This is a genomic window from Kocuria rhizosphaerae, assembly GCF_044462265.1.
GTDB lineage: Bacteria > Actinomycetota > Actinomycetes > Actinomycetales > Micrococcaceae > Kocuria > Kocuria rhizosphaerae.
This window is the reverse complement of the sequence record NZ_JBISWL010000123.1, coordinates 1-3779: the sequence shown is the minus strand read 5'-3', so window position 1 is coordinate 3779 and position 3779 is coordinate 1. Positions and strand designations below refer to the sequence as shown.

The following is a 3779-nucleotide window of genomic DNA, read 5'->3' as shown; positions in this document are numbered from 1 at the left end:
GGGCCCCCGGTGGTGTGCCGCGGCTCAGCGCCAGGGCAGCGGCACCACCTCGGCGTCCGCCCCGGCCGCCACGCCCTCCGGGGGCACGACGACGAGGACGTCCGCGTGCGCGAGTCCCCGCAGCATGTTGGCGCCGACGCGGTCCCGCGGGGCGACCTTCCCGTCGGTGAGGTAGCCCGGCACCAGGGCCGTGACCTTCTGGCCGGGCAGCTCCTCCGCGGCGGGCACGGTCAGCGTGGTCGGCGCGGGGTCGCCGTGCAGCCGGGCGAGCAGCGGCTCGGCCACCGTGAACATGCTGACCATCGCGGCCAGGGGATTGCCGGGCAGGCCGACGACGAACGGCCCCTCCTCGGGCAGCTTCGCCAGGAAGGTGGGGTGGCCCGGTCGCTGGGCCAGGCCGTCCAGGAGGAAGACCGCCCCGAGCTCCTCGAGCGCCGACCGGACGTGGTCGGCGTCGGAGTGGCCCGTCCCGCCCGTGGTGACGACGACCTCCGTCCGGGCGTCGAGCACGGAGGCCATGCCGGAGGGCGCCTCGGTGAGGGCGGCCAGCATGGCCCGGGCGGTGTCCTCGACGCGTCGGAGCTGGTCCACCGAGCCGCCCAGCATCTCCACGAAGGTCGGCAGCTGGGGACCGAACGCGTCCCGCACCTGGCCGGGCTCGGGGATGCCGTCCTCGACGACCTCGCTGCCGGTGAGCAGGATGGTCACGCGCGGACGGCGCCGGACCGGGAGCATGTCGTGGCCGCTGACCGCCGCGAACGCGATGTGAGCGGGGTTGAGCAGGCACTCGCCGCGCAGGATGACGTCGCCCGCGGCGACCTCCTCACCGGTGTGGCGGATGTTCTGCCCGTACGGGATGTCCTCGGCGGACGGCGCGTCGGCCGAGATGGTCAGGACCGTCCCCTCCTCGGACAGGTGCGCGTACTCGTCGCGCAGCACGGCGCGCGCGCCGGCCGGCACGAGCCCGCCGGTGACGATGCGCGTGGCCTGCCCGGGCTCCAGGTTGAGCACGGGGCGGTACAGGTCCTTGGGGGGAATGGTCAGCATCTTGCGGGGGTCGGTCTCCACCGGCTCGGGGAAGACCACCGTCCAGGGCTGGGAACCGGCCACGGCGTAGCCGTCCATGGCCGAGGACGCGTAGTGGGGAACCGGGATCGGGGCGGTGACGTCCTCCGCGAGGACCCCGCCCAGCGCCTCGCGCAGCGGGAGCCAGTGGCTGGGCAGCGCGGAGGCGACCTCGTAGGCGAACTCCCGCGCGCGGTGCCACTCGGCGTCGTGCAGGGTCTCGACCTCCTCGGGGGCCGGGGCGGGCCGGTCGTCGTCCTCGACGACGGGCAGGGCGTGGGTGTAGGGGCTGTTGGTGTCGTGGGGCAGGGGAAGTCCGGACATCAGTTCTCCTCGGTGGTTCGTCGGTCGGAGGGGACGAGGTCGTCCACGGCCCGCAGGGCCCGGCTCAGGGCGGCCTGCCCGTCCTCGCCGGCCGCCACGGCGCGGCCCACGTGGAGGCCCATCAGGAACGCCGTGGGCGGCACGGCAGGGCGCACGGTGCTGTGGGCGACCTTCCCGGTCAGTTCCAGCAGACGGTCCAGGGCCAGCTCGGCGTCGGGAACGTCCAGGGCCGCGCGCACCGCCGAGAGCCACCGCTCCATGGTCTCGTTCTCCGACGGGCTCAGGTCCTTGGGCATGCCGCTCTCCTCCCGGGCGGTCGTGCCGCCCCTCCGTGGTCAGCTCGGGTGGTCTGCTCAGGTGGTCTGCTCCGGTGGTTCCGGTGCACATCGTCCCACGTATCCACCGCGGCGGTGGTGTTCCGGGACACAGTGGCGTCCCGCCGGACCGGATGCCGCGGGGTCCGGGGACCCGCCACGGCTCGTCCGCCGGCCGGGAGATCACCCGAGGCGGAACCTCAGCACGTCCTCCCACGTGTCGACGTCCGCGGTCGCCTCCTCGGGGACGGGGACGTCGCTCAGCCGGAGGCCGCGCAGGAAGGAGAACACCGACCGGTCCGCGGGGTCCTGCCCCGCGTAGGCCGCGCGCAGGCGGTCGCTCCGGTAGAGGGCGGCGAGGGGCTGGCGGCGCCCGTCCGGCGGGACGCAGACGTAGCCGTCGGCGTCGCCGCGGCGGGCGGCGTCGAGCAGGACGGGCACGGCGCGGGAGACCACGGGCATGTCACAGGCCAGGGTCATGGTCCAGCGCGCGTGCGGCAGTGCCTCGAGGGCGCGCAGCCCGGCCGCGATGCCCGCGGCCGGTCCGGAGAACGGCGGGTCCTCACGGGCGCGCAGCACGCCCTCCGGCAGGGGCAGGTCGGGCGGGCCGACGACGACGACGCCCGCCGCGGCCCGCACCGCCTGCACCGTGAGCTCGACGAGGGTGCGGCCCTCCTGCCGCAGCCGGGCCTTGGGACGGCCGTCCAGGCGGGACGAGCGTCCGCCGGCCAGGACCACGGCGTGGAAGACCGGGGCGTCTCCCATCCGGTCAGCCTCCCGAGAAGGGCGGCAGGACGTCGAGCACGGCGTCGGGGCCGATCGGCGTCCGCGGGTCGGGGCAGGCCACGCCGTCGAGCAGGAAGCTCGAGCGGGCGAGGACCTGTGCCAGCGGCGGCTGCCCGGACGGGGGCTGCGGGTGGCGGGCGGCCAGCAGGCACTCCACCTCCCGGCGGGTCGGGGCGGCGGGCCCGTCCAGGGGCACGGTCTCGCTGTCGGTGCCGGCGGCGGCGCGGGCGGCGGCGAAGTAGCGCACGAGCACGTCTGTCAGCCTCCGATCGCGCTCATGGAGCGCTCGGGCTGGACGTAGTCGGGGGAGTCCAGCCCGGGGTGGTCCATGCCGTGGGCGGCCGGTTTGGCCCACATCGCCGCCCGCCAGCGCTGGGCCAGCTGCGCGTCGGAGGCCCCGGCGCGCAGCAGGGACAGCAGGTCGGTCTCCTCGTGGGAGAACAGGCAGGACCGGATCCGCCCCTCGGCGGTGATCCGGGTCCGCGTGCACGCGGCGCAGAAGGGCTCGGTCACCGAGGCGATGACCCCCACCGTGCCCAGCACCGGCCCGCCGGCCGGGGGGCGCACCTCCCACAGCTCGGCCGGGGCCCCCGCCCGCTGCCCCGGGTGCGGGTCCAGCCGGAACCGCTGCGAGAGCCGGTCCCGGACCTGGGCGGCCGTGACCATCTCCTCCCGCCTCCAGCCGTGGTCGGCGTCCAGGGGCATCTGCTCGATGAACCGCAGGGCGAAGCCGCGCCGAAGCGCCCAGGCCAGCAGGTCGGCGGCCTCGTGGTCGTTGACCCCGGCCATGAGCACCGCGTTGATCTTCACCGGGGACAGCCCCGCCGCCGCGGCCGCCTCGGCCCCGGCCAGCACGTCTCCCAGCCGGTCCCGGCGGGCCAGGGCCTTGAAGGTCTCAGCGTCCAGGCTGTCCAGGGAGACGTTGATCCGGTCCAGCCCCGCCGCCGCCAGGGCCTGGGCGCGCGAGGCCAGCCCGATCGCGTTGGTCGTCATCGACACGGGCAGCCGCGGGTGGGCGGCCCGGACCGCGGCCAGGATCTCCTCCAGGTCGCCCCGCACCAGCGGTTCCCCGCCGGTCAGGCGCAGCTCGGTGACCCCCAGCTCGCCCACCCCGACCCCGACGATCCGCACGATCTCGGCGGGGCTCATCAGCTGGGCCGCCGGCAGCCAGGGCAGCCCGGCCGCGGGCATGCAGTAGGTGCAGCGCAGATTGCACTTGTCGATCACCGACAGCCGCAGATCGGTCGCCCGCCGCCCGTGCCGGTCGGCCAGCCCCGCCGAGGCCGGCGC

General features: G+C 75.9%; 5 protein-coding genes. All 5 read right to left on the bottom strand.

Features of this window, described 5'->3' with window-relative positions; genetic code table 11:
- Nucleotides 1-24: 24 nt before the first annotated feature.
- The gene (locus ACH9EU_RS14250; protein WP_396414575.1) at nucleotides 25-1389 is read right to left on the bottom strand and encodes a molybdopterin-binding protein; all 1365 of its coding nucleotides are present in this window, start codon (nucleotides 1387-1389) and stop codon (nucleotides 25-27) included.
- The gene (locus ACH9EU_RS14245; RefSeq protein WP_396414574.1) at nucleotides 1389-1685 is read right to left on the bottom strand and encodes a DUF6457 domain-containing protein; all 297 of its coding nucleotides are present in this window, start codon (nucleotides 1683-1685) and stop codon (nucleotides 1389-1391) included. Before ACH9EU_RS14245 ends, ACH9EU_RS14250 begins: the two co-directional genes overlap by 1 nt.
- 201 nt (nucleotides 1686-1886) lie before the next feature.
- The gene (locus tag ACH9EU_RS14240) at nucleotides 1887-2468 is read right to left on the bottom strand and encodes an NTP transferase domain-containing protein (RefSeq protein ID WP_396414573.1); all 582 of its coding nucleotides are present in this window, start codon (nucleotides 2466-2468) and stop codon (nucleotides 1887-1889) included.
- Between the two features lie 4 nt (nucleotides 2469-2472).
- Nucleotides 2473-2742: a MoaD/ThiS family protein gene (locus ACH9EU_RS14235; protein ID WP_396414572.1), complete on the bottom strand. Its 270-nt coding sequence runs from the start codon at nucleotides 2740-2742 to the stop codon at nucleotides 2473-2475.
- Nucleotides 2743-2747: 5 nt separating this feature from the next.
- On the bottom strand, nucleotides 2748-3779 hold a 1032-nt coding region (moaA, locus tag ACH9EU_RS14230; RefSeq protein WP_396414571.1), incomplete at its 5' end, for a GTP 3',8-cyclase MoaA.

Coding starts and splice junctions, on each gene's coding strand:
- ACH9EU_RS14250 (WP_396414575.1), bottom strand. CDS start 1,389: ATGTCCGGACTTCCCCTGCCCCACGACACCAACAGCCCCTACACCCAC.
- ACH9EU_RS14245 (WP_396414574.1), bottom strand. CDS start 1,685: ATGCCCAAGGACCTGAGCCCGTCGGAGAACGAGACCATGGAGCGGTGG.
- ACH9EU_RS14240 (WP_396414573.1), bottom strand. CDS start 2,468: ATGGGAGACGCCCCGGTCTTCCACGCCGTGGTCCTGGCCGGCGGACGC.